General features: G+C 73.3%; 25 protein-coding genes and 1 riboswitch. Of the genes, 9 read left to right on the top strand and 16 right to left on the bottom strand.

The window, feature by feature from the left end:
* The first annotated feature begins 8 nt into the window (after positions 1 to 8).
* A complete protein-coding gene (locus tag ACTMTB_RS25845; protein WP_441148807.1) occupies positions 9 to 878 on the top strand; it encodes a bifunctional 5,10-methylenetetrahydrofolate dehydrogenase/5,10-methenyltetrahydrofolate cyclohydrolase in 870 nt (289 codons plus the stop codon).
* Positions 879 to 919: 41 nt separating this feature from the next.
* Here ACTMTB_RS25845 and ACTMTB_RS25840 read toward each other — a convergent pair whose 3' ends face one another.
* Positions 920 to 1,699 (bottom strand): endonuclease/exonuclease/phosphatase family protein, encoded by a 780-nt coding sequence (locus ACTMTB_RS25840; RefSeq protein WP_357921452.1) that lies wholly within the window; start codon positions 1,697 to 1,699, stop codon positions 920 to 922.
* 195 nt (positions 1,700 to 1,894) lie between these two features.
* Between ACTMTB_RS25840 and ACTMTB_RS25835 the strand changes: the two genes are divergently transcribed.
* From ACTMTB_RS25835 to ACTMTB_RS25825, 3 genes are all read left to right on the top strand, one after another.
* The gene (locus ACTMTB_RS25835; RefSeq protein WP_441148806.1) at positions 1,895 to 2,668 is read left to right on the top strand and encodes a sulfite exporter TauE/SafE family protein; all 774 of its coding nucleotides are present in this window, start codon (positions 1,895 to 1,897) and stop codon (positions 2,666 to 2,668) included.
* Between the two features lie 15 nt (positions 2,669 to 2,683).
* Positions 2,684 to 3,511 (top strand): GNAT family N-acetyltransferase, encoded by an 828-nt coding sequence (locus ACTMTB_RS25830; protein ID WP_441148805.1) that lies wholly within the window; start codon positions 2,684 to 2,686, stop codon positions 3,509 to 3,511.
* A 94-nt stretch (positions 3,512 to 3,605) separates the two neighbouring features.
* On the top strand, positions 3,606 to 5,180 hold the full coding sequence (locus tag ACTMTB_RS25825) for a VWA domain-containing protein (RefSeq protein ID WP_441148804.1): 1,575 nt from the start codon (positions 3,606 to 3,608) through the stop codon (positions 5,178 to 5,180).
* A gap of 48 nt (positions 5,181 to 5,228) precedes the next feature.
* Here the strand turns inward: ACTMTB_RS25825 and def are convergent, their stop codons facing one another.
* Positions 5,229 to 5,738 carry a peptide deformylase gene (def, locus tag ACTMTB_RS25820; RefSeq protein ID WP_441148803.1) on the bottom strand — a complete coding sequence of 170 codons (510 nt, stop codon included), beginning with the start codon at positions 5,736 to 5,738 and terminating at the stop codon, positions 5,229 to 5,231.
* A gap of 47 nt (positions 5,739 to 5,785) precedes the next feature.
* Complete coding sequence (locus tag ACTMTB_RS25815) at positions 5,786 to 6,541, bottom strand: TetR/AcrR family transcriptional regulator (protein WP_441148802.1); 756 nt, start codon at positions 6,539 to 6,541, stop codon at positions 5,786 to 5,788.
* 73 nt (positions 6,542 to 6,614) lie between these two features.
* On the opposite strand from ACTMTB_RS25815, the gene ACTMTB_RS25810 reads away from it, so the two are divergent.
* Entirely contained in the window at positions 6,615 to 7,574 is a 960-nt protein-coding gene (locus ACTMTB_RS25810) for an ATP-binding cassette domain-containing protein (protein ID WP_441148980.1), read from the top strand.
* Positions 7,571 to 8,383: an ABC transporter permease gene (locus ACTMTB_RS25805; RefSeq protein ID WP_441148801.1), complete on the top strand. Its 813-nt coding sequence runs from the start codon at positions 7,571 to 7,573 to the stop codon at positions 8,381 to 8,383. Before ACTMTB_RS25810 ends, ACTMTB_RS25805 begins: the two co-directional genes overlap by 4 nt.
* 352 nt (positions 8,384 to 8,735) lie before the next feature.
* Here ACTMTB_RS25805 and ACTMTB_RS25800 read toward each other — a convergent pair whose 3' ends face one another.
* Complete coding sequence (locus ACTMTB_RS25800; protein ID WP_441148800.1) at positions 8,736 to 9,944, bottom strand: chorismate-binding protein; 1,209 nt, start codon at positions 9,942 to 9,944, stop codon at positions 8,736 to 8,738.
* 123 nt (positions 9,945 to 10,067) lie between these two features.
* On the opposite strand from ACTMTB_RS25800, the gene ACTMTB_RS25795 reads away from it, so the two are divergent.
* The gene (locus tag ACTMTB_RS25795; RefSeq protein ID WP_088962150.1) at positions 10,068 to 10,268 is read left to right on the top strand and encodes a DUF5999 family protein; all 201 of its coding nucleotides are present in this window, start codon (positions 10,068 to 10,070) and stop codon (positions 10,266 to 10,268) included.
* A gap of 122 nt (positions 10,269 to 10,390) precedes the next feature.
* On the opposite strand, the gene gcvP is transcribed toward ACTMTB_RS25795, so the two are convergent.
* Complete coding sequence (gene gcvP / locus ACTMTB_RS25790) at positions 10,391 to 13,213, bottom strand: aminomethyl-transferring glycine dehydrogenase (RefSeq protein WP_441148799.1); 2,823 nt, start codon at positions 13,211 to 13,213, stop codon at positions 10,391 to 10,393.
* Between the two features lie 74 nt (positions 13,214 to 13,287).
* Positions 13,288 to 13,386: riboswitch (glycine riboswitch) on the bottom strand.
* A gap of 83 nt (positions 13,387 to 13,469) precedes the next feature.
* Positions 13,470 to 14,342 (bottom strand): Sir2 family NAD-dependent protein deacetylase, encoded by an 873-nt coding sequence (locus ACTMTB_RS25785; RefSeq protein WP_441148798.1) that lies wholly within the window; start codon positions 14,340 to 14,342, stop codon positions 13,470 to 13,472.
* An 80-nt stretch (positions 14,343 to 14,422) separates the two neighbouring features.
* On the opposite strand from ACTMTB_RS25785, the gene ACTMTB_RS25780 reads away from it, so the two are divergent.
* Positions 14,423 to 15,085, top strand: coding sequence for an NAD(P)H-binding protein (locus ACTMTB_RS25780; protein WP_441148796.1), 663 nt, complete (start codon positions 14,423 to 14,425; stop codon positions 15,083 to 15,085).
* Between the two features lie 43 nt (positions 15,086 to 15,128).
* Here the strand turns inward: ACTMTB_RS25780 and ACTMTB_RS25775 are convergent, their stop codons facing one another.
* Together ACTMTB_RS25775 and ACTMTB_RS25770 are read right to left on the bottom strand one after the other, a co-directional pair.
* Positions 15,129 to 15,566: a VOC family protein gene (locus ACTMTB_RS25775; RefSeq protein WP_441148795.1), complete on the bottom strand. Its 438-nt coding sequence runs from the start codon at positions 15,564 to 15,566 to the stop codon at positions 15,129 to 15,131.
* A gap of 1 nt (position 15,567) precedes the next feature.
* Positions 15,568 to 16,152: a DinB family protein gene (locus ACTMTB_RS25770; RefSeq protein ID WP_441148794.1), complete on the bottom strand. Its 585-nt coding sequence runs from the start codon at positions 16,150 to 16,152 to the stop codon at positions 15,568 to 15,570.
* A gap of 61 nt (positions 16,153 to 16,213) precedes the next feature.
* Between ACTMTB_RS25770 and ACTMTB_RS25765 the strand changes: the two genes are divergently transcribed.
* The gene (locus tag ACTMTB_RS25765; protein ID WP_441148793.1) at positions 16,214 to 17,173 is read left to right on the top strand and encodes a helix-turn-helix transcriptional regulator; all 960 of its coding nucleotides are present in this window, start codon (positions 16,214 to 16,216) and stop codon (positions 17,171 to 17,173) included.
* A 40-nt stretch (positions 17,174 to 17,213) separates the two neighbouring features.
* Here ACTMTB_RS25765 and ACTMTB_RS25760 read toward each other — a convergent pair whose 3' ends face one another.
* The 8 genes from ACTMTB_RS25760 to gcvH all read right to left on the bottom strand — a co-directional run bounded on the left by ACTMTB_RS25760 (position 17,214) and on the right by gcvH (position 23,981).
* Positions 17,214 to 17,876, bottom strand: a complete 663-nt coding sequence (locus ACTMTB_RS25760; RefSeq protein WP_441148792.1) for a DivIVA domain-containing protein — start codon at positions 17,874 to 17,876, stop codon at positions 17,214 to 17,216.
* Positions 17,873 to 19,102 carry a globin domain-containing protein gene (locus ACTMTB_RS25755; RefSeq protein ID WP_441148791.1) on the bottom strand — a complete coding sequence of 410 codons (1,230 nt, stop codon included), beginning with the start codon at positions 19,100 to 19,102 and terminating at the stop codon, positions 17,873 to 17,875. The genes ACTMTB_RS25760 and ACTMTB_RS25755 overlap by 4 nt, the downstream gene beginning before the upstream one ends.
* A gap of 5 nt (positions 19,103 to 19,107) precedes the next feature.
* Positions 19,108 to 20,271, bottom strand: a complete 1,164-nt coding sequence (locus ACTMTB_RS25750) for a nitric oxide synthase oxygenase (RefSeq protein WP_441148790.1) — start codon at positions 20,269 to 20,271, stop codon at positions 19,108 to 19,110.
* Between the two features lie 468 nt (positions 20,272 to 20,739).
* Positions 20,740 to 21,333: a MerR family transcriptional regulator gene (locus tag ACTMTB_RS25745; protein ID WP_211364332.1), complete on the bottom strand. Its 594-nt coding sequence runs from the start codon at positions 21,331 to 21,333 to the stop codon at positions 20,740 to 20,742.
* A 199-nt stretch (positions 21,334 to 21,532) separates the two neighbouring features.
* Positions 21,533 to 21,997, bottom strand: a complete 465-nt coding sequence (locus tag ACTMTB_RS25740; RefSeq protein ID WP_210778061.1) for a bifunctional nuclease family protein — start codon at positions 21,995 to 21,997, stop codon at positions 21,533 to 21,535.
* A gap of 183 nt (positions 21,998 to 22,180) precedes the next feature.
* Positions 22,181 to 22,879 (bottom strand): transcriptional regulator FtsR, encoded by a 699-nt coding sequence (gene ftsR, locus ACTMTB_RS25735; RefSeq protein WP_441148979.1) that lies wholly within the window; start codon positions 22,877 to 22,879, stop codon positions 22,181 to 22,183.
* A 50-nt stretch (positions 22,880 to 22,929) separates the two neighbouring features.
* Positions 22,930 to 23,382 carry an oxoglutarate dehydrogenase inhibitor Odhl gene (gene odhI / locus ACTMTB_RS25730; protein ID WP_088962138.1) on the bottom strand — a complete coding sequence of 151 codons (453 nt, stop codon included), beginning with the start codon at positions 23,380 to 23,382 and terminating at the stop codon, positions 22,930 to 22,932.
* A 218-nt stretch (positions 23,383 to 23,600) separates the two neighbouring features.
* Positions 23,601 to 23,981 carry a glycine cleavage system protein GcvH gene (gene gcvH, locus ACTMTB_RS25725; RefSeq protein WP_088962137.1) on the bottom strand — a complete coding sequence of 127 codons (381 nt, stop codon included), beginning with the start codon at positions 23,979 to 23,981 and terminating at the stop codon, positions 23,601 to 23,603.
* Positions 23,982 to 24,012 lie beyond the last annotated feature (31 nt).

Raw genomic sequence — 24,012 nt, 5'->3', positions numbered from 1 at the left:
CTTCCCCTGTGACTGCGACGGCCCGGCTGCTGCCCGGTAAGCCGGTGGCGGAGAAGATCCTGACCGAGGTGGCCGAGCAGGTGGCGGCGTTGCGCGCGGCGGGGGTGACGCCGGCGCTGGCGACGGTGCTGGTGGGTGACGACGACGCGAGCGCCGGCTACATCCGGATCAAGCAGCGTCAGGCGGCGGAGTTGGGTTTCGCGTCGCCGCACGTGCACCTGCCGGCGTCGGCCTCTCAGCAGGATCTGCACCGGGTGCTGGCGGATTTCAACGCCGACGCGGGGGTGCACGGGGTGCTGGTGCAGCATCCGATCCCCGGTCATCTGGACTACGACCGGGCGTTGGACGTCCTCGACCCGGACAAGGACGTCGACGGCATGCACCCGGTGAACATGGGCCGGTTGGCGTTGGGTCTGCCGGGGCCGTTGCCGTGCACGCCGGCGGGGATCGAGGCGTTGCTGGCGTACCACGGGGTGCCGGTGTCGGGTCGTGAGGTGGTGGTCCTGGGTCGGGGGGCGACGCTGGGGCGGCCGTTGGCGATGCTGCTGGCGCAGAAGCGGCCGACGGCGAACGCGGCGGTGACGGTGGTGCACACCGGGGTGGCGGACTGGCCGCGGTACACGCGGCGGGCGGAGATTCTGGTGGCGGCGGCGGGGGTGCCGGGGATCGTGCGGCCGGAGCATGTGCGCCCGGGTGCGGCGGTCGTCGGTGGTGGGGTGCGCTACGAGGGGCGGCGGTTGCTGCCGGACGTGGACGAGTCGTGTGCCGAGGTGGCGGGGGCGATTACGCCGCGGGTCGGCGGGGTGGGTCCGACGACGGTGGCGATGTTGTTCCGCAACGCGGTGCGGGCGGCGCAGCGGGCTGTCGGGCAGGGCTGAGGCTGCGACGGCGGCCGGGCCGGGGTCGGGTCGTCGCCGGGTCAGCCGAGGTCGACGACGAGGGGCCGGTGGTCGGAGATCGTCGACAGGGGTGTGTCGACGGCGGTGACCGGGGGTAGCCGGTCCAGGCCGTGCCGGTCGGCGAGGATGTGGTCGAGTTGCACGCGGGGCGCGGCGGCCGGGTAGGTGGGGCGGCGGCCCAGCGGCCGCCAGCCGCTGAGCAGTCGGGCCGCGCCGGCGGGGAGGTTGAGGTCGCCGAGCAGGATCCGCGGGGCGGGCAGGGTGCGCAGCGCGCGTACGACGCGGCGCAGCTGGTGGGCGTTCCAGCCGGGGACGAACGACAGGTGGGTGGCGGCGACGGTGAGTGGGCCGTGCGGGGTGTCGAGGATCGCGGCGAGCACGACGCGGGGTTCGTCGCGCAGCAGGATGAGGCCGCCGCGGGGGCCGGGGACGTAGATCGGGGACCGTACCGGGGCGGGGCGCAGCCGGGTGACCTGCCAGGAGCGGACGGGGTGTCGGCTGACCAGGCCGACGCCGTAGCAGGGTTCGCCGTGGCCGTCGTCGTCGTGGCGCAGGGGGCGGAACTGTTCGCCGGGGGTGCCGACGACGGCGGCGGCGAAGCGGTGTTCGGGGGCGTCGAGGGCGCGGGCGGCGATGGCGGTGAGGTCGAGGTTGCCGCTGCGGGACTGGTCCCGGTCGACCTCCTGCAGGGCGAGGATGTCGGCGTCGAGGGTCTGCACCGCGGCGGTGAGCCGGTCGGGGTCGACCAGGCCGTCGGTCAGGGAGCGGCCGTGCAGCAGGTTGAACGTCGCCAGGCGCACTCCTGCACCCTACGTCGCCGTGGCACAGTTGCCCGATGGTCAAGGCGTTGCTCTGTTCGATGCTGGTGTTTGTGGCGGTGGCCTCGGTGGGGCTGTGGCTGCGCCGTCGGCGCGGTCGGTGAGGGGGTTGCCGGCCGGTGAGGTCGGCCACAGGGTGGCGCGGCGGGTCGGGGCGGGTGGGCAGAATGGCCGGCCGTGGATTCCCTGTCGCTGACCACCCTGCTCGCCGCGGCCGCGATGGCCGGTTGGGTCGACGCGGTGGTCGGTGGTGGTGGTCTGTTGCTGCTGCCGGCGCTGCTGGTGGCCGCGCCGGGGGTGCCGGTGGCGACGGCGTTGGGCACGAACAAGCTGGCCGCGATCTTCGGTACGTCGACGGCGGCGGTGACGTACGCCCGGCGTACGAAGATCGACTGGATGGTGGCGGGGCCGTCGGCGGGGCTGGCGGTGTGCTGCGCGGGTGTCGGGGCGGCGCTGGCGGGGGCGGTGCCGGCGGGGGCGTACCGGCCGGTGGTGCTGGCGGTGCTGGTGTCGGTGGCGTTGTTCGTGGTGTTCCGTCCCCGGTTGGGGGTGGTGGCGGTGCCGGCGCGGCGGACCCGGCTGCGGGTGGTCGCGGCGGTGGCGGTGGCCGGGGTGGGTATCGCCCTGTACGACGGTCTGATCGGCCCGGGTACGGGCACGTTCCTGGTGGTGGCGTTCACCGCGCTGGTGGGTGCGGACTTCGTGCACGGTTCGGCGATGGCGAAGGTGGTCAACGCGGGTACGAACCTGGGGGCGCTGGTGGTGTTCGCGGCCACGGGTCACGTGTGGTGGCTGCTGGGGGCGGCGATGGCGGTGTGCAACGTCGCCGGGGCGGCGGTGGGGGCGCGGATGGCGTTGCGCCGGGGCGCCGGGTTCGTGCGGATCGTGCTGCTGGTGGTGGTGTTGGCGCTGGTGGCGAAGCTCGGCTACGACCAGTGGCGGGCGGGTTGAGCGCCGTGACGGGAGGTGGCTGACCCGATGCCGGTACGGGCCGAACACGACCGCGTCGCCCTGGCGGAGCTGCTGCGCCGCGATCCGGTGCTGCACGCCTACCAGCTGGGCGATCTGGACGACTTCTTCTGGCCGTACACGTCGTGGTTCCGTCGTGGCGACCAGGTGGCGCTGCTCTACCACGGGGTGACACCGCCGGTGCTGCTCGCGTTCGCCGGGCCGGACGGCCTGCCGGAGCTGGCGGCGCTGCTGGCCGACCTGGCGCCGATGCTGCCCGCCCGCCTGTACGCGCACCTGTCCCCCGGCTTGGAGGAGGTGCTGGGCGGCTGGTTCGCCGTCGACCCGGCCGGGGCGCACCTGCGGATGGCGCTGACCGACCCGGCCCGGCTGGCCACGGTCACCCCGGCGGGCGAGGTGCTCGGTGAGGCCGACCTGTCGGCCCTGCGCGCCCTCTACGCGTTGGCGTATCCGGGCAACTGGTTCGATCCGCGGATGCTCGCCACCGGCCAGTACGTGGGGATCCGGCAGGCGGGTGAGCTGGTCGCGGTGGCCGGGGTGCACGTCTGGTCGCCCACCTACCGGGTGGCCGCGCTGGGCAACGTCACCACCCATCCCCGGGTACGCGGGCAGGGCCTGGCCGCCGCCGTGGTCGCCGCGCTGTGCGGGCGGCTGCGCGGCGAGGTCGACCACGTCGCCCTCAACGTCAGGGCCGACAACGTCGCCGCGGTGCGGCTCTACCGGCGGCTCGGCTTCAGCCGGGTCGCCGACTTCGGCGAGTACACGCTGACTGCGGTGACAGACAGCATGTCCAGCCGCCACGCCGGGTCAACAACCCGACCCTGACCTGGGCATGTGTCGGACGGGCGGCTGCCCGTCGGACCCCTAGCGTCTCCTGGCAGAGGCCGTGTCGTGACGCGGCGGAGCCGAAGGAGCACAGATGGCAGTGACATCAGTACGGGGTCGAAGTCGGTTGGCGGTCCTCACCGCCGCCGTGGCGGCCCTGGTGACCGTGGCGGGCGGGCCGGCGCTCGCGGCGCCGGGCGTCGACCCGGCGGTCGTGGACCGCGACGCCGATCCGGGCACGAGCATCGACATCGCCAAGGTGGTCGCCACCCCGCCGATCCCGCCGAAGCCGGACGTGGTCCTGCTGGTCGACACGACCGGCAGTATGGGCACCGTCATCGGGGACGTGCAGGCCAACCTCCAGCAGGTCATCAACAACGTGCGGTCGGTGCAGCCGAGCGCGCAGTTCGCGGTGGCCTCCTACCGGGACGAGGGCGACGGCGCGGAGCTGTTCCGGGTCCGGCAGAACCTCACCGACGACGCGACGGCGCTGCAGAACGCGGTCAACGGGCTGTCGGCCGGCGGCGGCGGGGACACCCCCGAGGCGTGGGTGAACGGGCTGTTCCAGGTCTCCGACGGCGGGATCGCCTACCGCTCCGGCAGTAGCCGGATCGTGGTGCTCGTCGGCGACGCCCCCAGCCACGACCCGAGCGCCGGGCACACCCTGGCGCAGGCCACCGCGGCCCTGCAGGCCGACGAGGCGAAGGTGCTGGCGGTCAGCGTCAGCGGTGGCGGTGGTGGCCTGGACGTCAGCGGGCAGGCCAGCGCGGTGGTCGCCGCGACCGGCGGCCAGTTGGTCGGCAGCGCCCCGGAGACGGTCACCGACGCCATCCTCAGCGGCCTGCGGGACCTCGACGTCACCGTCACCCCGACGGTGACGTCCTGCGATCCGGGGCTGACCGTCACCTTCGACGCGGCCTCGCGTACCCAGCAGAGCGGCACGAACGTGCCGTTCGCCGAGACCATCGCGGTGGCCGGGAACGCCCCGCAGGGCGCCACCCTGCACTGCACGGTGGACTTCCTGCTCAACGGGCTCTCCGGTGGGCCGGCGTTCGTCGAGCAGATCAGCGTCACGGTCAACGACGTCACCCCGCCGGTGGTGGTCGTGGACGACCGGACCGTCGAGGCGACCAGCCCCGCCGGCGCGGTCATCAACTACCCGGCCTCGGCGACCGACAACGTCGACGGGCCGCTCACGCCGAAGTGCGTGCCACCGTCGGGCAGCACCTTCCCGCTCGGCGCCACCACGGTGACCTGCACCGCCACCGACGCGGCCGGCAACACCGGCAGTGACACCGCGACGATGCGGGTGGTCGACACCACCGCGCCGGACACGGCGTGCGTGCCGACGAACAACCCGAGCGGGGACAACATCCCCGGCTCGTACAACCCGGACGGGTTCTACCAGCTCACCTCGACCGACATCGTCGACACGGCGGTGGACGTCTACATCGGTGACAGCGCCGACCCGACGGTGAAGTTCGGTCCGTTCCCCGCCGGCACCAAGATCAAGCTGGTGCAGGCGCCGGGTGCCCAGTCCCGGGTCAAGGACGGCACCGGCGACGTCGACTACAAGGTGACGCTGCGCGGCGACGCGGTGATCACCGGCGTGGACAACGTCGGCAACAGTTCCACGGCGATCTGCCTGGTGGCCCCGCCGCCGAAGTGACCTGCGGCTGATCGGGTGCGGGGGCGGCCGTCGGCCGCCCCCGCCTCGTCAGCGGTGCCGACTGGGCGAGTCGAACCGGCCGGCGCGGATCTCCCGCAACGCCCGGCGGCGTACGTCCCCGGACAGGGTGTCGACGTAGAGGCGGCCGCGCAGGTGGTCGGTCTCGTGCTGCAACGCGCGGGCCAGGAAGCCGCTGCCGGAGATGGTCAGCGGCTCGCCGTGCCGGTCGAAGCCGTGCACGGTGGCGTGCATCGCCCGCCGGGTCGGGAAGTACAGCCCGGGGATGGACAGGCAGCCCTCCTCGTCGTCCTGCGACTCGTCGGACAGTTCGATGCGCGGGTTGATCATGTGCCCGCGGTGGCCGTCGGCGTCGTAGACGAACACCTGCGCGCTCACCCCGATCTGCGGCGCGGCCACGCCGGCCCGGCCGGGCGCGCCCAGCAGGGTGTCCATCAGGTCGTCGACCAGTTGCTGCAACTCGGCGTCGAAGCTGGTCACCGGCTCGCAGGCGGTGCGCAGGACGGGATCACCGATGATCCTGATGGGGCGTACGGTCATGCCGGAAAGGCTATCGGTGCGTCACGGCCGGCGGTGGCGCACCCCGGTCAGCGCTCGCCGACCAGGACGGCGACGCCGTCGAGGATGCGCGCCAGGCCGAACTCGAAGGCCCGCATGGGGTCGCCTGCCGCCTGGTACTCCTGCCCGGCGGCGGTGCCCACCCGGGCGGCGGTGGGGAACCGCCGCGGGTCCATCACCTTCTCCAGGTACGGCGCGTGCGCCCGCCACCACTGCTCGTCGGTCATGCCGGTGCGCTGCGCCGCCTGGGCGGCCTCCACCGCGCCGCGCACCGCGCCGTGGACGTACCCGTCGACGAGGGTGACCACGGCGTCCATCTCCAGGTCGGTCAGGCCGATGCCCTCGACCGCGCGCAGTTCGTACTCGTACTTGGCGGTGACGTTGGGGCCCAGGGGTGGGCGGGTGGTGGCGACCTGCAGCAGCCAGGGGTGGCGCAGGTAGAGCGCCCAGTTCTCCCGGGCGATCTGCTCCAGCCGGCCGCGCCAGCCGCCGGGGACCTCGGCGGGGCGGGCGGTCTCGCCGTAGACGGTGTCGAGCATGACGTCGAGCAGTTCGCCCTTGCCGGGCACGTGGGTGTAGAGCGACATGGTGCCCACTCCCAGGCGCTCGGCGACCCGGCGCATGGAGAGCGCGGCCAGTCCCTCGGTGTCGGCCACCTCGATGGCCGCCCGCACGATCCGGTCCACGCTCAGGTCGCCGCCGCGGCGGCTGGCCTTCTCGCTGGTGCGCCAGAGCAGGGCGAGGCTGCGCGCGGGGTCCCCGGTGCCGCTGTACTCGACGCTCATGCCGCCACCCTACCGACCCTCGTACCGTATGGTGTACGGTACGGCGCACGGCAACGGGGAGAGGGGCGTGCCCATGCGACGCGACGGACCGGTCATCGAGGCCGAAGGCCTGCGCAAGCACTACGGCGACACCGAGGCCCTCGCCGGGGTCGACCTGACCGTGGCCGGCGGCACGGTCTGCGCGATCCTCGGGCCCAACGGCGCCGGCAAGACCACCCTGGTGCGGATCCTGACCACCCTGCTGCGCGCCGACGCCGGCACCGCCCGGGTCGCCGGCCACGACGTGCGCCAGCACCCCGACCGGGTCCGCGCCCACATCGGCCTGGTCGGCCAGCAGACCTCCGTCGACGAGGTGCTCGGCGGCCGGCAGAACCTGGTGCTCTTCGGCCGGCTGCACCACCTCTCCCCCGCCCGGGCCCGCGCCCGCGCCGACGAACTGCTGGCCCGCTTCGGCCTCGCCGACGTCGGCGACAAGCCGGTCGGGGCGTACTCCGGGGGGATGCGCCGCCGGCTGGACCTGGCCGCCGCGCTGATCCTCGACCCGCCCGTGCTGTTCCTCGACGAACCCACCACCGGCCTCGACCCGCGCGCCCGCGGCGACGTCCGCGACGCCGTCCGCGCGCTCGTCGCCGCCGGCACCACCGTCCTGCTCACCACCCAGTACCTGGAGGAGGCCGACCAGTTGGCCAACACGATCAGGGTCGTCGACCACGGCCGCATCATCGCCGCCGGCAGCCCCGACGAACTCAAGTCCACCCTCGGCGGCGACCGGGTCGACGTGGTGCTGCACCACCCCGGCGACCTGGCTCGCGCCGCCGAGGTCATCGGCGCGGCCGCCGCCACCGCACCCCGCGTCGCCCCGGACGAACTGCGGGTCAGCGTCACCACCACCGACCGGGTGAACACCCTCGCCGCCGTGCTGCGCGCCCTGGCCGACGGACGGCTGGAGGCCGCCGACGTGGCCGTGCGCCGACCCACCCTCGACGAGGTGTTCCTGCACCTCACCGCCGACACCGAGGAGGTAAGGGCGTGACCACGCCGACCGTGGCGCTGCACCGGGCCCGCTGGGCGCTCACCGACGCGGCCACCCTGACCGGGCGGGCCCTGGCCCACTGGGCGCGGCAACCCGGCCCGGTGATCGTCGCCCTGCTCTTCCCCGTGCTGCTGGTGCTGATGTTCGGCTACCTGCTCGGCGGGGCGATGGTGGTGCCCGGCGGCGGTGACTACAAGGAGTTCCTGCTGCCCGGCATGTTCGCCATGACCATGCTCTTCGGGGTGGAGACCACCTACACGGCGGTGGCCACCGACGCCGCCCGCGGCGTCACCGACCGGTTCCGCTCCCTGCCGCTGGCCCGCTCCGCGGTGGTCACCGGGCGGGCCGTCGCCGACCTGCTGCACGCCGTCGTCGCGCTGGCCGTCATGCTCGGCTGTGGCGCGCTGGTCGGCTGGCAGTGGCACCTCGGCGCCGGCCGCGCCCTCGCCGCCGTCGGGCTCCTGCTGCTGCTGCGCGCCGCGATGATCGTCCTCGGCATCCACCTGGCGCTGCTGCTGCGCGCGCCGGAGTCGGTGGCGGTCCTGCAGATCCTGGTCTGGCCGCTGGGCTTCGCCTCCAACGTCTTCGTCGCCCCGGACACCATGCCTGGCTGGCTGGCCGCCGTCGCCCGGTGGAACCCGCTCTCGGCCACCGCGGCGGCCTGCCGGGAACTGTTCGGCAACCCCGGCTGGGGCGGCGAGTCCTTCGCCGCGCAGCACGCCGTCGCCCTGGCGGTCGCCTGGCCGCTGCTGCTGATCATCGTCTGCGCACCGCTGGCCGTGCGCCGCTACCGGAACCTGAGCCGGTGAGCGCCGCCGTGACCGGGACCGACCATCCCCCTCCCGCTCCGCGTGGACCTCGCCTCATCCACCGCCACTGCCGCTCCGGCCCGTACCCGCCGCGCCGGGCGCTGTCGACCATGCGGGTCCGCTGCCGGGCACGCCGGACGGCCCAGTGGCCCAGGTCCTGACAGAGCACGCCGGTGTGGGCCCCGCGAGGTGTGAGGAGCCGTGCGGGACGCTGTCGAGCTGATGACGCCAACGGATCACCCTGGTCGGGACGTCGGCGTGAGTCGCTTACGTCATCAGGTCCACAGCGTGCGGAATGCCCCCTTGGCCGGCGACGGCAGCCGTGTCCGCGGGCGCGCGCAACGGAGTGCGGTCAGCCGGTGGCGAGCAGGGCGCGTACCGGGGCGGCCTTCGCCGCCGCCTCGGCGACCTCGGCGTCCGGGTCGCTGTCCCAGGTGATGCCCCCGCCGGCCCAGACGTGCAGCCGGTCGGCGTCGGCGGCCACGGTGCGGATGGTCAGGCCCAGGTCGAGGCGGCCCGGGCCGACCCAGCCCAGCGCGCCCATGCTGGCGCCGCGCCCGACGGGTTCCAGGGCGGCGATCCGGGCCAGGGCGGCGAGCTTCGGCGCGCCGGTGACCGACCCGCCGGGGCAGGTCGCGCGCAGCAGGTCGGCCAGGCCCAGCCCGTCGGCCACCGCCGCGGACACGGTCGACTCGGCCTGCCACAGGTCGCACCAGCGGCGCACCGCGAAGAGCTCGTCCACCCGCACCGACCCGGTGCGCGCCACCCGGGCCAGGTCGTTGCGTTCCAGGTCGACGATCATGACGTGTTCGGCGCGTTCCTTGGCCGAGGCGAGCAGTTCGCGGCGTCCGGCGGCGGTGGCCGGGCGGGTGCCCTTGATCGGTCGGGTGATCACCCGACCGTCGGTCACCTCGACCAGGGTCTCCGGGGAGGCGCAGCCGATCGCCCAGCCGTCGCCGTGCAGGGTGCCGCCGTAGCGGGCGCCGGGCAGCGCGCCGAGGCGGGACAGGGCCGGGCGCGGGTCGCCGAGGTAGCGGGCGGCGGCGTGCCCGACGACGTTGACCTGGTACACGTCGCCGCGGGCGATGGCGGCGCGGACCGCGGTGACGGCGTCGGCGTGCTGCCCGGGGGTCCAGCTCTCCCGCCAGTCGCCCAGCCACCAGCCGGGGCCGGGCCGGCCGGCGCGCGCCGGGGTGGGCGGTGCGGTCGGGGACGGGTGGTGACCGTAAACGACCACGGCCAGCTCCGGCAGGGCCGGCGCGGGGGTGGGCGCACCGGCTGCGGCGCCGATCATGCGGGCGCCGCCGGCGGCGGAGACGTACAGGGCGGCGCCGCAGACGCCGGTCGGCTGGTGGGTGGCGGGCCGGGCCAGGTCGGTCAGGTCGAGCCCGTGCGCGGCGAGGAACTGCTCGGCCAGCGCCGCCGGGTCGCCGCCATCGGCAGGGCGCCACTCGTACCGGGCGCGCTCGACGAGCACGCCGCGGCACGAGGGCGGCGCGCCGGGTACGTCGATCAGCGGTGTTGGGAGCGTTTCCACACCGGTCGGCCCATTCTTCCTCATCCGTTCAGTGGATTTCCGGGGAACATGACGGATGCCTGCTCGATTCCGCGCGCTCGACCTTGGTACTGTGCGTCACTGGTCATGTGAACCATGACACAGTGCCCCCACAGTCCGGAGAACCCGATGTGCCAGCACCAACCCACCTGCCCCTCCGCCGAGGCGACCGACCGCGAAGCCGCCCGCGTCATCGCCTGCTTCCGTGAGCAGGGCTGGAGCCTGCTCTGCAACGGTGTCATCGTCTTCGAGGACACCGGCGAACTGCTCCCCGACGGCAGCACCATCGCCCCGCACCGCGGGCCCGCCCGCCACGCTCTCGTCGCCTGAGTCGACCACGCTCCGTCACAGGAGCAGGTCAACAGCACCAGGCTAGTCCCCGGCCCGGGACCGCCCTCCCCAGGACCCGCCGGCCGGGGCGGCACGACGTCCGCCCCGGCGCAGCGTACGGGTCACTCCTCGAAGGCCTCCGGCGCCGGGCACGAGCAGACCAGGTTCCGATCGCCGTACGCCCCGTCGATCCGCCGCACCGGCGGCCAGTACTTGCCCGCCCGGTCCACCCCGGCCGGGTACGCCCCCACCGACCGCGGATACGGGTGCGGCCACGAGTCCCCGGCGACCATCGCCGCAGTGTGCGGGGCGTTGGCGAGCGGGTTGTCCCCCGCCGGCCACTCCCCGGCGCCCACCTTGTCGATCTCCGCGCGGATGGCGATCATCGCCTCGCAGAACCGGTCCAGCTCGGCCAGGTCCTCGCTCTCGGTCGGCTCCACCATCAGCGTCCCCGCCACCGGGAACGACATCGTCGGCGCGTGGAAGCCGTAGTCGATCAGCCGCTTGGCCACGTCGTCCACGCTCACCCCGGTCGTCTTCGTCAGCGGCCGCAGGTCCAGGATGCACTCGTGCGCCACCAGGCCCTTGTTACCGGCGTACAGCACCGGGAAGTGGTTCCGCAGCCGCGCCGCCACGTAGTTCGCCGCCAGCACCGCCACCCCGGTCGCCCGGGTCAGCCCCTCGGCGCCCATCATCCGCAGGTACGCCCACGGGATCGGCAGGATGCCCGCCGAGCCGTACCGGGCCGCCGAGATCGCCGGCCGGCCCTCGCTGTGCGCGCCCAGCGGGTCGCCGGGCAGGAACGGCGCCAGGTGCGCCCGCACCGCCACCGGACCCACCCCCGGGCCGCCACCGCCGTGCGGGATGCAGAACGTCTTGTGCAGGTTCAGGTGTGACACGTCCGCCCCGAACTTGCCGGGCTTGGCGAACCCGACCAGGGCGTTGAGGTTCGCCCCGTCGACGTACACCTGACCGCCGGCGTCGTGCACCTTCGCGCACAGCGACGCGATGCCCGTCTCGTACACGCCGTGCGTCGACGGGTACGTCACCATGATCGCCGCCAGGGCGTCCCGGTGCTTGTCGATCTTCGCGTCGAGGTCGACCAGGTCGACGTTGCCGTCCGCGTCGCAGGCCACCACGACCACCCGCATGCCGGCCATCACCGCGCTCGCCGCGTTGGTGCCGTGCGCCGACGACGGGATCAGGCACACGTCGCGGTGCCCCGCGCCCCGGGAGGCGTGGTAGGACCGGATGGCCAGCAGCCCCGCCAGCTCACCCTGCGAGCCGGCGTTGGGCTGCACGCTGACCGCGTCGTAGCCGGTCACCTCCGCCAGCCACGACTCCAGCTGGCCGATCATGTCCCGGTACCCGGCGGTCTGCTCATCCGGCGCGAACGGGTGCACGTGCGCGAACTCCGGCCAGGTGATCGCCTCCATCTCGGTGGTGGCGTTCAGCTTCATCGTGCACGAGCCCAGCGGGATCATGCCCCGGTCCAGGGCGTAGTCGAAGTCCGACAGCCGCCGCAGGTAGCGCAGCATCGCCGTCTCGGAGTGGTGGGTGCGGAACACCGGGTGGGTGAGGAAGTCCGACGTGCGCGACAGGGTCTCCGGCAGCGCCCCGTCGACGTCACCGTCGACCTTGTCCACGCCGAACGCCGCCCACACCGCCGCGAGGTGCTCGGCGGTGGTGGTCTCGTCGCAGGAGATCCCCACCCGGTCGGCGTCGACCAGCCGCAGGTTGACCCGCCGCTCGGCGGCCGCCGCGACCACCTCCGCCGCCCGGCCCGGCACGGTCGCGGTGACGGTGTCGAAGAACGCGACGTCCGCGACCGGCACCCCGCCGGCGCGCAGCCCGGCCGCGAGCCGCGCCGCCATGTCGTGGGTACGCCGGGCGATCGCCCGCAGTCCGTCCGGGCCGTGGTACACGGCGTACATGCCGGCCATCACCGCCAGCAGCACCTGCGCGGTGCAGATGTTGCTGGTCGCCTTCTCCCGCCGGATGTGCTGCTCGCGGGTCTGCAACGCCAGCCGGTACGCCGGGTTGCCGTCGGCGTCGCGGGACACCCCGACCAGCCGGCCGGGCAGCATCCGCTCCAGACCCGAGCGGACGGCCAGGTAGCCGGCGTGCGGCCCGCCGAAGCCCATCGGCACCCCGAACCGCTGGGTGGTGCCCGCGGCGATGTCCACGCCGATCTCACCCGGCGGGCGCAGCAGCGTCAACGCCAGCAGGTCCGCCGCGACGGTGACCAGCGCCCCCACCGCGTGCGCCGCCGCCACCAGGGCAGCGTGGTCGCGGACCGCGCCGGACGCGCCCGGGTACTGCAGGTGCAGGCCGAAGAACTCCCCCGGCAGCTCGTCGTGCTCGACGTCGAGCACGCGCACCTCGATGTCCAGCGGCTCGGCCCGGCTGGTGATCACCGCGATGGTCTGCGGCAGGGTGTCGGCGTCGACGACGTACACCGGGCTCTTGCTCTTCGACGCGCGGCGGGCGAGGGTCATCGCCTCGGCCGCGGCGGTGCCCTCGTCGAGCATCGAGGCGTTCGCGGTGGCCAGGCCGGTCAGGTCGGTGACCATGGTCTGGAAGTTCAGCAGTGCCTCCAGCCGGCCCTGGCTGATCTCCGGCTGGTACGGCGTGTACGCCGTGTACCAGGCCGGGTCCTCCAGCACGTTGCGGCGGATCACCGCGGGGGTGTGGGTGCCGTGGTAGCCCAGGCCGATCATCGACACCGCGACGGTGTTGCGGGCGGCCAGGGCGCGCAGCTCGGCGATCGCCTCCCGCTCGCTGGCCGGGTCGGGCAGGTTCAGGGTGCCGTGCCAGCGGATCACCTCGGGGATCGCCGCGTCCATCAGCTCGTCGATCGAGCCGTAGCCGACGGCCTCCAACATCCGGCGCTCGTCACCCGGATCGGGGCCGATGTGCCGGTCGGCGAACTTCTCTACGGTCATGCGCGGCGCTCCTGCGGGGGCGAGGTCGACAGGTCGGCCTCCCCCTGAGTCGCACCCGAAGACGCTCCACAGTGCCTGCCCCCGCGGTCCTTTTGCCTGAGAGGTTCCGGGGAGGATATGCCCCTTCGGCGCCGCCCAAGTGCCGTTTGGGCGGTCTCTCCCGCGTGGGTGGTACCGGCATGGTCAACGCTACCAGCGTCGGTGTTTCCGGCAGATGGCGTACCCCCGCCGGCCGCGTCACCGCTCCGGCCGGGGGTCAGAGCGTGGCGGGGGCCACCGCCGCCGGCACCCGCGCCGACGGCGCGCCGGTGACCCGGTCGGCCAGGGCGGGCAGCAGTCGCCCCAGCGGCGCGTCGACGGTCATCGCCGCGTACCCGTCGCCGCGGGTCGGGCCCTGGTTGGCGATCACCACCGGGATGCCCAGCTTCGCCGCCCGCAGCACGAACCGCCGCCCCGACATCACCGTCAACGAGGAGCCGAGCACCAGCAGCAGCCGGGCCGTGCCCACCATCGCGAAGCAGTGTGACACCCGCGGCGCCGGGACCGTCTCCCCGAAGAACACCACGTCCGGTTTCAGCATCCCGGTGGCGCAGAACGTGCAGTCGACCGTGTGGAACCCGGCCACCTGCTCGTCGGCGAGCTCCACGTCACCGTCGGGGTTGACCGCCCCGACCGCCGCGTCGAACCCCGGGTTCGCCTCCCGCAGCCGGCGGTCCAGCTCCTCCCGCGAGGTGCGGTTGCCGCAGTCCAGGCACACCACCTCGTCGAGGCGGCCGTGCAGCTCCACCACCTGCGGGCTGCCCGCCGCCGTGTGCAGCCCGTCGACGTTCTGGGTGATCACCCCGTCGACCAGCCCGGCGTCCTGCAACCGGGCCACCGCCCGGTGCCCGTCGTTCGGCGCCGCCCGGGCGATCATCCGCCACCCCAGGTGGCTGCGCGCCCAGTACCGCCGCCGCGCCAGCGGGTCCCGGGTGAACGTCTGATAGGTCATCGGGCTGTGCCGGCGGGCCGCGCCGCTGGGCCCCCGGTAGTCGGGGATGCCCGACTCGGTGGACAGCCCCGCCCCGCTCAGCACCACGACACCACCACCGGCGACCAGGCCGGCCAGCGCGTCGATCGTCTCCGTCACCCGTCCATGCTGCCTCAGCGCCACCCCGGGCGGCGAGCGTAAGCCGGTGACCCTCGTCGCCGGCGGCTAGGTTGGCAGGTATGCGCGTCGTCATCGCCGGAGGCCACGGCAAGATCGCCCTCCTGCTGGAACGGGAACTGGCCGGCCGGGGCGACAACGCCGTCGGGCTGATCCGCAACCCCGACCACGCCGCCGCGCTGCGCGCCGTCGGCGCCCACCCCGTCCTGGCGGACCTGGAACACGCCGGCGTCGACGAGATCGCCGGGCACCTCACCGGCGCCGACGCCGTGGTCTTCGCCGCCGGCGCCGGCCCCGGCAGCGGCGCCGCCCGCAAGGACACCGTCGACCGGGCCGCCGCCGTGCTGCTCGCCGACGCCGCCCAGGCCGCCGGGGTACGCCGTTACCTGCTCGTCTCCTCCATGGGCGTGGAGGACCCGCCGGCGCCCGGCAGGGACGAGGTGTGGGCGGCGTACCTGCGCGCCAAGAAGGCCGCCGAGGACGACCTGACCCGCCGTGACCTGGACTGGACGGTGCTGCGACCCGGCCGGCTCACCGACGACGCGCCCACCGGCCGCATCCACCTCGACCGGCGCGTCCCGCGCGGCGCGGTCACCCGCACCGACGTGGCCCGGGTCCTGGTCGCGCTGCTCTACCACCCGGGCAGCGCCGGCCGGATCCTGGAACTCGTCGACGGGGAAACCCCGATCGGCGAGGCCGTCGCCGCCGCATCACCCCCTGCGTGACCGCCCGGCGCGGGCCGTGTCGCCGGCGCCGCCGCGCGGCTGATCAGTCGAGGCAGAACTCGTTGCCCTCGGGGTCGGCCATCACGATGTGACCGGTGCCGAGCGGGGGCGCCGGCTCGTGGCGCCTGAGCCGGGTGGCGCCGTGGGAGACGAGCCGCTCGGCCTCCGCCTCCAGGGCCGCCATCCGCGCGTCGCCCTCGAGCCCGGGGGCGGCGCGCACATCGAGGTGCACGCGGTTCTTGGCCTGCTTCCCTTCCGGCACCCGTTGGAAGAACAGCCGCGGCCGGGAGCCCTCGGGGTCGACCAGCCCCGAGGCGTCGTTGCGGTTCTCGGGCGGCACGCCCATCGCCTCCAGGGCCTGCTCCCACGACCCGAAGCCCCCGGGCGGGGCCTGCAACCGGTAACCCAGGGCCTCGGCCCAGAACGCCGCCAACCCGGCCGGGTCGGCGCAGTCGAAAGTGATCTGTACGTCGCGGGCCATCTCAGCTCGCCTCCTGTCGGATCTGCTGACGAGTGTGCAGGTGCAGGTCGCGCAGCAGGCACACTTCGGCCAGATGGTGGATCAGCTCGCGGCTGATGTGCAGGACCAGCGCCGCCAGCGGACGCTCGGCGTACGGTCCCTCCGCCTCCCCGCACGGGCGGGCGAGGCCGGCTTCGCCGAGGGACTCGACCCCGGCCAGCCACGTGGCGTACTCCGTGTCGAGCTGGGCCAGCGCCGCGCCCGCGGTCGGGGCGTACGCGAACGACTGGTAGTCGGTGGGCGCGCGACCGAAGTGCGCGGCGTTGCGCACCGCGAGCACGCCGACGATGACGTGCCCGAGTCGCCAGGCGATCGTCGTGAACGGCGGCGGGTCGGGCTCCGGCATCGCGAAGTCGATGGTCATCGCCCCGGACCCGGCCCGCACCGGCGCGGCGCCGGAGCCGCGCGGGCGCACGCTCCAGCAGTCGGCTGTCGGCTCCCAGAGGTACTCGTCGTCGGTGAGCCCGTCGAGGCGATCGCGCAGCTGGGTGGTCCAGTGCCAGGCGAGCTGGTCCCGGAGCAGGGGATTCCAGTTCTGGTCGGTCATGGTGCCAGCCTCCCGCAGATAGCGGACAGGGACGTTCCGTGATTCGTGCGACGATGGGCGGGTGACCGTTGAGGCGACCACCGAGCGGGTGCTGCGGTTGCTGGCGATGCTGCAGCGGCGAACGTCCTGGACCGCCCCCGAACTCGCCGCCGAGCTGAAGGTCACCGACCGCTCGGTGCGCCGCGACGTGCAGCGACTGCGCGCCCTCGGCTACCCCGTGCACGCGACGGCGGGCGTCGGCGGTGGCTACCAGCTCGGCGCGGGCACCCGGCTGCCGCCGCTGCTCCTCGACGACGAGGAGGCGATCGCCACCGCGGTCTCCCTGCGGATGGCGTCGGGCGGCACGGTCGCCGGGGCGGGCGAGGCGGCACTGCGGGCGCTCGCGAAGCTCGACCAGGTGATGCCGGCCCGGCTGCGCGCCGAGGTGCGGGCGGTGCACGGCGCCACCGAGACCCTCGTCGGCCCCGGTGTGGAGATCGACGCGGAGCTGCTGGTGACGCTCGCGCGGGCCTGTCGCGACGCCGTGCGGGTGCGGTTCCGGTACGCCGGCCGCGACGGCGGGGAACGCGAGCGCACGGTCGAGCCGGTGCGGATGGTCACCACCGGCCGCCGCTGGTACCTGATGGCCCGGGACGTCGACCGCGACGACTGGCGCACCTTCCGGCTGGACCGGATGCACGAGCCGGTGGCGACGACCTGGCGCTTCCGGGCGAGGGAGCATCCGGACCCGGTCGCCTACGTGCAGCGGTCCGTCACCGAGGCGCCGTACCGGTATCTCGCCCGGGTGCGGGTGCACGCCCGGCCCGACCGGGTGCGGGAGGTGGTGCCGCCCCAGGTGGGGCGCGTCGAGGACGACCGCGACGGATGGTGCGTGCTCGTCGTCGGCGGGGACCACCTCGACTGGCTCGCCGCGCAGGTGGCCCGGCTGGGCTTCGAGGCGGAGGTGCTGGAGCCACCGGAGCTGCGGGAGGCCGCCGCCCTGCTCGCCCGCCGCCTCGCGGCGATGGCCGGGACCGGCTGACCGACCCGGGTCAGTCCCTGCTCGACCGCCCCGGCGACAGCTAGCCGCCGAGGACGGCGCGCAGCTGGGCGCTCGCCCCGCCGGCCGCCGCCGCGTCGGCCCGCAGCTGCTCCGACTGCGCCGACAGGTGCGCCTGCCACCGGTCCAACTGCTGCTGCGCCGCCGCCACCGCCGCCAGCGCCGCGGCGTGCCGCTCCTCCAGCTCCTGCAACCGGCGCTGCACCTCCGGCGACGGCACACCCGCCGGCCCGACCGGCCCCACCGGCCCCGACGTGCTCAGGTCACCGGCGCGCCGGTGCGCCTCGGCGAGGATCTCGTCGGCCTGCCGGCGCGCGTCGGCGATGATCTCCGCCCCCTCGGCGCTGGCCTCACCGATCGTGCGGTTCGCCTCGTCCTGCGCCCGCATCGCCAGCTCCACCGCCATCGGATCCGGCCCCTGCGGGGCGTTGCTCGGCAACGTGCCGTGCCGCAGCATCTCCACCTGGCTGAGCAGCCCGTGGTTCTCCCGACGCTGCCGCTCCAACTCGTTGACCAGCAACGCGATCCGGTCGTCCGCCGTACGGATCACCACGGCGACCTCGTCGGCCGACAACCAGTGACTGCCCCGGAACCGTCGCGCCTCCAACATGGACAACTGGCGGGCCAGCTCTCCCTGGTCGGGCATGCCGGGCACGGCGAGGCGGTCGGAGTGGTCGATGCTCATCGGGCACCTGTCCAGCTGAAGTCGCGCGGGGCAGCGTCGTCGGCCTCGGCGAGGGGCGGGTAGAGAGAGTGATCGTAACTCTCGGTCAGGATCTGCTCGGGCTGGACACCCGAGCGGGCCAGAATCGTGATCGTGTCCCGGGTCATCTCCGGGCTCCCGCAGACCAGCACCTCCGTGTCGGTCCACGGTCCCAACCGCACCGCCGTGTCGGCGGCCTTTCCGATCGCCCCCTGCCAACCCCACCCGATCTCCACCGTCGGCACGTACCGCAACCAGGTCGAGCCGCCGTTCTGCCACGCCGCAGCCGGGGGCATCGACGCCAACTGCGCCAACGCCTTGTCGTCGTACAGGTCGTCCGGGGTGCGACCCCCCACCACCAGCGTGGTGCGCCGCCCCTTGCCCTGCTGCAACGCCTCCACCACCGCCCGCAGCGGCGCCAGACCGGTGCCGCCCGCGATCAGCAGCAACGGCAGGTGCGGCGAACGGTCGTACGACGACAACGCCGTACCCGTGGGATGCCCCAGCAGCAGCCGGTCCCCCGTGCGCAGCTTGCGCACCAGGTGGGTGGAGAACCGACCGGCGGCCCGCACGTGGAACTCGATCGTCCCGTCCGCCCGCGGCGCGTTCGCCGGCGACAGGTACCGCCAGGTCCGCAACTGCGGCACCTGCACCGGCAGCGACTGCCCCGGTAGGTAGTTGCACAGGTAGTTCGGACGGACCGTGAACACCGCGATGTCCGAGCGGCGCCGCTCCGCGCCCAGCACCTCCGCCTCCCAGTACGGCGGGGACGTCCGCTCCGCCTCCGCCGCCCCGGCGAGCATCAGCTTCGCCACCAGCTCGTACGCCGCCGCCCACTCCGCCTGCAACGCCGGCGTCCAGTACGGCCCGAGGAACCGCTCCAACGTCGCCAGCAGCGCCTGACCCACCCAGATGTAGTGCCGCTCCCCCAGCCCCACCGGGTTGCCCCGCTGGTCCTGGCCGTGGAACCGCCGGTGGTCGGCGCCCAACCGCTGCGCGAACGCCGTCAACGCCGTCGGGTCGTCCAGGTTGGTGATGATGTGGCCCAGCGCCTTGAGGAGCTTGTCCTCCTGGTACTGCATGTTCGTGGGGAACATCGACCGCGCCTCCGGCGCCACCACGAACAGCGTCGCGTAGAAGTACTTCGCCGCCTCCACACCGGCGGCCGAGAACTGCGTCCAACTCTGGCGCAGCGCCACGTTGTCCATGTTCGTCAGGCCTCCTGCGCGCGGGCCGTGTCGTGACGCTCCCGCAGCGTCGTCTTCACCACGCCACTGGGGTCGTACACCCGGTCAGTCGGCCAGATGTTCGGGTTCGGCACCGCCGTGTCGTAGTAGCGGTGGTGCACCGCGTGCAACGCCGCCCACCCGACACTGCCGTTGAGCCACGACCAGTCACCGTGCACCGGCCGCCCCGCCCGCTCCTCCTGCGCACAGAACTTCATGAACAGCTCCGACTCGGTGTGCGGGTCCGACACCCGCACCCCCGCCAGCTTGAACGAGTGCAGCACCGCCTGGTTGATCACCAGCACGGCGTGCTCCCGCCACAGGGTGTCCTCGCGGCTGGTGTCCAAACCCAACCCGGCCGCCACCGCCCGCAGCTGGTCGTACCGGTCCCGGTCGCCCATGTTGCGGGTGCCGATCTCGTCGCTCAGATAGTGGCCGTTGAACGGGGCGCAGCTGTAGTCCACCCCACCGATGCGCAGCCGCATGTTGCTGATCACCGGCAGGGCGTGCCACCGCAACATCAGATCCGCGAACCACGGATGCTCCGGATGCGTCAGCGCGACCTCCCGGACCAGCTCCCGGGGCACGCCCACCACCGTCGGCTGCTCCTGCGCCGTCTCGATCACCCACGGCAGCAGGTCGAACCGGCCCGGCACCGGCGGCGGCCGCCAACCCAGCCGCCGCGCCGCCTCCGTCATCCCCACCTGCGCCGGGTCGCCCAGCACCGAACCGTCGTCGCGCTGGTGTCCGCAGTAGCGGATCAACTGGTCGTTCCAGATCCGTGCCCGCGGCCCCACCCCCGGCAGGTCCGGTGCGAACACCGTGACCACCGACTGGATCCGGCCGCCGTTGTCCCCCGCCGCCAGGTGCGCCGCCAACTCCTGCGCGATCCCCGCCACCGACGTCACGTGCCGCCGGTCGCGGACCTTCAACCCCGCCCACCGGATCCGGCCCACACAGCGCACCGACTGCCGCCACGCCACCTTCGCCCCGTACACCAGCTCGTCGCGGGTGTGCCGGTACGACCCGGTCAACGCGATCTCCTCGCGGACCTCCGCCAACCGCGCCGCCAGCCCCGGCAGCCGCCGCTCACCGTGGTACAGCTCCAGGAACTCCGCCGCCTCCGCGGCGACGTCCTCCGCGCGCTCCACGGCGGCCCCGGCGCCCCTCGGCGCGCGCTGCGCCGGCGCTCCGGTGACCGGACAGGAGGGTGCGGCATGGTCGGCGACAGCACTGCCGGCCCGTACGGGGCGGAGGCCGACATGGTGGTCAGTGTGCACTTCGGTTCGTTTCCCCGTCCTCTGGCAGGCCACGACGCGACTCTCGCGCCGCCCCCCACACATCAGCTCGGCACCACCCCACCGGCGGTCACTCACAGTGACGAGCCGGTGCCCTTGGTGATTGCCCTGGACAGGATTCCTGGGAACACCACAACTGTCAACAACACGACTCCGGGCGCGAGCGTGCACATCGGACAGTCGTCGCCGCCCGGCCTTACCGGCCAACGAAACCGGCCCGCCGGCACCGGACGATCAGAGTCGATACGCCGTGCCGCAGGCGCGCAGCGGCGCACCGCCGCGCGCCGCCACCGGCCGCGACACCACCTGACGAAGACAGACTCAGCCCGCCCGACGACGCGCCCGACGCGCCGCCAACTCGTCGCCCACCACATCCGACGCCGGCTCCGCGGGCTCCCCGCCACCAGGCGTCGCCGGCTCCGCCGGCAGGTGCGACAACGATCCCTGGATCTCCTTGAACGCGCCACCGATCGCGATACCGAACACGCCCTGGCCGCCCTGCAACAGGTCGACCACCTCCTCCGGCGACCGGCACTCGTACACCGTCGTGCCGTCCGAGATCAGCGTGATCCCCGCCAGATCCTCCACGCCGCGCGACCGCAACGCCTCGATCGCCTTGCGGATGTTCTGCAGGGACACCCCGGCGTCCAGCAACCGCTTCACGACCTTCAACACCACCAGGTCGCGGAACGAGTACAACCGCTGCGTCCCCGACCCCGACGCGTCCCGCACACTCGGCACCACCAGCGCCGTCCGCGCCCAGTAGTCCAACTGCCGGTAGCTGATCCCCACCGCGTGGCAGGCCGTCACACCCCGGTAACCAACCGAACCGTCACCGTCCGTGCCCACCGGCGACGACACCACACCCGGCTCGCCCCGCTCCACACCTGGCTCAGGATCCCGCGGCTCGTGCATCCCGACAACCTCCCCGTCAGTGCGGTGACACGTCGTTTCCGGGACGTGCACCCCTCGACACGGCAACCCTAACGCCGCACGCAGGGGTTACCGCGGAGGAACGGTCGCGACACGCCGCGCAGCGACCCGACGCACCACCACACACACCCGGGACGTCACCCACAGTGACGCCCGACAGAAGATGACCGGGGCGCGACCCTCAGCCGGCGAAATCCTCCGGACGCACCTGCTCCAGGAACTCGCGGAACTTCTCCACCTCGTCCTCCTGCTCGTCGGGAATCACGATCCCCGCCTCGCTGAGGACCTGCTCGGCACAACGAATCGGAGCACCCACCCGCAACGCCAACGCGATCGAATCGCTCGGCCGGGCCGACACCCGCACGCCGTCCCCGATCAGCAGATCGGCGTAGAAGACGTTCTCCTTCAACTCGATGATCTCCACCGCCCGCAACGGCGCCTTCAACGCCGCCAGCACGTCCCGCAACAGATCATGCGTCAACGGCCGGGCCGGCTTGACCCCCTGCTGCTCGTAAGCGATCGCCGTCGCCTCCACCGCACCGATCCAGATCGGCAGGTAGCGGTCCCCCTCGACCTCCCTGAGCAGGACGATCGGCTGGTTGCTGGGCAGCTCCACCCGAACTCCGACCACGCTCAGCTCGCGCACCGCCGCCTCCGTGTCGTTGTCAACTACGCCCGCACCGCGCCCTTCCCTGCACGGTACACGGACCGCGACACGGTCGTCCCATGCGCACCAGCACCACGCCCCGCGCCAGAAAAGGGTTACCCCGGCAAGCCTACGACACGCTTCCCGGGGCAGATCTTTCCGCACGACACCTCGACGACCGGCTCACCGACCCAACGTCGACCGCAACCCCACCCGTACCAACGCGGCATGCAACTGCTGCGACAACGCCATCAACTCCCGCGCCGTCTCCGCCGCCCGCGCCCGCGCCGCCGGCTCACTCTGCCGCGCCAACGGCGCCACCAACTGAGCGAACAGACCGACCTCACGATCCGCCGCCGACCGATACGCCCGCAGGTGCCGCGGCTCCAACCCGTACGCTGCCAGACCCGCCACCGCCCGCGCGATGATCAACGCGTCCGCGTCGTACCAGCCCGGCGGATCCGACACCAGCACACCGAGGCGCTCCAACTCGGCCAACGTCGACTCGTCGACCCCGCTGTGCGCCACCAGATCCGCCCGCCCGAGCCGCACCTGCGACGACTCGGGCTCCTCCACCGCACGGCCCGGCACCTCACCACCCGGACCCACCGCCACCAACGTCGGCCGCTGCCGACCCGGGCCGTCACCACCGGCGTCCCACTCGGCCAACTGATCACGGATCACCCGCAACGGCAGATACTGATCCCGCTGCGCGGTCAACACGAACCGCAGCCGGGACACGTCGTCCCAGCTGTACTTCCGGTAACCCGCCGCCGTCCGCTGCGGCTCCACCAGACCCTCGGCCTCGAGGAACCGCAACTTCGAGATGGTGACGTCCGGGAACTCCGCCCGCAACTGCCCCAGCACCTCGCCGATGCTCATCAGCGGATGCGCACGGGCCGCACCGGGCGGCGAGGAGGCCGCAGGCTCGTTCACCCCCGGCCGGCCTCCTCCTCCGGGCGCGGACCGGCGATGAACACCACCCGGAACTTACCGATCTGCACCTCGTCACCATTGCTCAACGTGGCCGCCTCGACCCGCTCCCGGTTCACGTACGTGCCGTTGAGGCTGCCCACATCCCGCACCGTGAACGTGCCACCGTCACGGTGGAACTCCGCGTGCCGCCGCGACACCGTCACGTCGTCGAGGAAGATGTCACTGTCCGGGTGCCGGCCACTCGTGGTCACGTCATGGTCCAGCAGGAACCGGGCACCCGCGTTCGGGCCACGACGAACCACCAGCAGCGCCATCCCCGGCGGCAACGAGCCGGACATCCGGCTCGGCACCACGTCGGTGTCCGGGCCCTCCAGCACTTCGTCCAACGAACCGAGATTGAGCGTCGAAGTGACGTCGAGCGGGGGGAACTCGTCGCCTGGGCGCGTCATGGGACCACCTCACGGATCTGTTCGGTCAGCGTCGGGGTAATGGCGGGTCTGGCCGCCGGGCAGTCGCACACCCGGCGGCTGGCTCCCCGTGCCCGGGAAGGCAATTACACAACGCTCAACTATTGGGGTTCTCGGTCGACTGGGCGAGCCTAGCCAGCGCCGAAATGCAGGGCAACCGGACGCGCGGACAACACCCCCGCGCCCGGGCAGGGCAACACTCAGCTCTCGGTCAGCTCTCGGTACGCACCGGCGGTCAGCAAGCCGTCCAGCGCCGACGGATCATCCGGCGTGATCTCCAACAGCCAACCCGCACCGTACGGGTCCGTGTTGATCACCTCGGGGGTGTCGCCCAGCGCCTCGTTCCGCGCCGCCACCGTCCCGCTCACCGGGGCGTAGATCTCCGACACGCTCTTGGTCGACTCGATCTCACCCAGCGGCTCACCGGCCGCCACCACCGCACCCTCGTCGGGCAACTGCACGAACACGATGTCACCCAACGCGTCCTGCGCGAAGTGGGTGATGCCGACGCGGAGCGTGCCGCCGTCGGCGCCGACCACCCACTCGTGCTCGGCGGTGTAACGCAGATCCTCAGGAATCACCAGACGCGTCCTTCATCCATCGGTGCGCCGG

The organism is Micromonospora sp. L32 (assembly GCF_052068055.1).
GTDB lineage: Bacteria > Actinomycetota > Actinomycetes > Mycobacteriales > Micromonosporaceae > Micromonospora > Micromonospora purpureochromogenes.
Note: the sequence above shows the minus strand (reverse complement) of the source record. Positions and strands in the feature narration are given on the sequence as shown.